1 protein-coding gene is annotated in these 1,276 nt (G+C 34.3%); it reads left to right on the top strand.

The window, feature by feature from the left end; genetic code table 11:
• Positions 1–84: 84 nt before the first annotated feature.
• Positions 85–1,276 (top strand): IS3 family transposase gene (locus B5P40_RS32060; RefSeq protein ID WP_368857258.1). Its coding sequence is split into 2 segments (ribosomal slippage), with 1,193 coding nucleotides annotated over them: positions 85–379 and positions 379–1,276; the frame shifts between segments, so codons are not numbered across the junction. This gene is flagged as partial in the annotation.

Here is a 1,276-nt window from a genome sequence, read left to right as displayed (position 1 = left end):
TGGTATTATCCCCTTTAGGTAGACAGTGTAAAAAAGACCATGTGCACACATGGATGTTACACTATTACTTGGAGGGGATTTTTTATGACTAAAAAAGGCTCAACTTTTAATACATATTCAGAAGAATTAAAGTTATCAGCTGTTCAAAGTTATTTAAACGGAGAAGGAAGTTACAATATGATAAAGGAAAAATATCAGCTTAGAAGTTCTACCCAACTTAAAAATTGGGTGAAAAAATATAAAGAATGTGGTGAGATTACAGATACTCGTGGAAAAAATAGTGGAATGAAAGGTATACCAAACCCTCTAAAAGGAAAACGTGTTCATTTCAACACCGTTGAAGAGGAACGTGACTACTATAAGGCTCAGGTTGAATATTTAAAAAAGCAGTATCCAAATCTGTAAATGGAGGCGTACTAAAATATAAAGAGAGATATCATATCATTGAATCATTAAAGAGAAAATATCCAGTTATATGGCTTACTAAATTTGCGGGTGTACATCGTTCAAGTTACTATAAGTGGATTCATACAAAAAGTATGAAAAACATGCGACTAGAATCCGATCAACGATTAAAAAAGGTAATACAATCTATTCACGTAAAGCACAAGGAATATGGTTATCCACGTATGAAAATCGCTTTACAAGAAGAGGGTTATTTTATAAATCGCAAAAAGGTATATCGCTTAATGAGTGAACTCAACATTCAGTCTATTATTCGGAAGAAGCGTCGCTTCTTTAAAGGGAATTATTCCAATACTTTTCCAAATGTTTTAAACCGTGAATTCAAAGATCGCCAACAAAATGAAGCGCTTGTTACAGACATTACCTACCTACGATTTCAAGAGGGATTCCGCTACCTTTCTGTTGTACAAGATATTTATAATAACGAAGTTGTTTCTTGGAAAATTTCCAAGCGCAATGATAATGAACTTGTATTAGATACAATTGAAATGTTGGCACAAAAAAGAGATGTGCGTGGAACCATTCTCCATTCAGATCAGGGATTCCAGTACACATCTCATGCCTACAACAAACGACTTTTTGATTTAGGTATCATTGGCAGCCACTCTCGCAAAGGAAACTGCCATGATAATGCCTGTATCGAATCATTTTTCTCCCATTTTAAATCGGAGATGTTGTATTTGAATCATTTTAAAACAGAAGCGGATTTAATACAAGCAATTGAAGAATATATTTACTTTTATAACTATAAACGGTTCCAAAAACGACTCAACCATCGAGCTCCGATAGAATATCGAGTCTCGATGGCTGC

Origin of the sequence: Bacillus sp. SRB_8 (assembly GCF_003264205.1) — a bacterium.
GTDB lineage: Bacteria > Bacillota > Bacilli > Bacillales > Bacillaceae_G > Bacillus_A > Bacillus_A mycoides.
Note: the sequence above shows the minus strand (reverse complement) of the source record. Positions and strands in the feature narration are given on the sequence as shown.